This is a genomic window from Streptomyces sp. CBMA123, from assembly GCF_014596465.1.
Classification (GTDB): Bacteria; Actinomycetota; Actinomycetes; order Streptomycetales; family Streptomycetaceae; genus Kitasatospora.
The window spans coordinates 1-719 of record NZ_MECK01000538.1 but is presented as its reverse complement, the minus strand read 5'-3'; the positions used below and the strand labels follow the sequence as shown (position 1 = coordinate 719).

At 75.2% G+C, this 719-nt stretch carries 1 protein-coding gene; it reads left to right on the top strand.

All coding sequences use genetic code 11. The features are described 5' to 3' along the window. Positions 1-719: rhodanese-like domain-containing protein (locus tag BG452_RS36155; protein WP_188308574.1), on the top strand; the 719-nt coding region annotated here is incomplete at both ends.

Here is a 719-nt window from a genome sequence, read left to right as displayed (position 1 = left end):
AGCCGATGGACGAGCCGACCTTCGTCGCCCTGGTCACCGACGGCCAGCCCACCGCCCCCGGCTACTTCGGCTACGACGCCGACCTCAACCGCCGCGAGCGCGGACTCTTCGACCCGGCCGCCGTCCGCGCCCTGGCCGCCGATGACTTCCTGGCGCGTCGCGCGGAAGGAGCCCTGGTGGTGGACGGCCGCGACCCGGCCGCCTTCGCCGCCGGACACCTCACCGGCTCGCTCAACGTCCCCGCCGACGGCCGCTTCGCCGAACAGTGCGGCACCATCCTCGCGCCCGACCACGAGGTCCTGGTCATCGCCCCCGACGGACGCGGCGCGGAACTCGTCACCCGGCTCGCCCGGATCGGCTTTGACCGGGTCGCCGGCTACCTCACCGACCCGGAGGAGGTCTTCCTCGCCCACCCCGAGTTGATGCGCCAGGGCGCCCGACTCACCGTGCACACCCTGCGCCAGGAACTCGCGGGCCAGCAGCCCCCGCTGGTCGTCGACGTCCGCGGCGCCGCCGAGCGCGAGGCCGGCGCCATCCCCGGATCGCTCCACCTCCCGCTCGCCGAACTCCCCACCCGCCACGGCGAACTGCCCACCGACCGCCGCATCGTCCTGCACTGCGCCGGCGGCAGCCGCTCCTCCATCGCCGCCAGCCTCCTGCGCCACCACGGCCACCCGCACGCCTACGACCTCATCGGCGGCTACGGCGCGTGGGAGGCC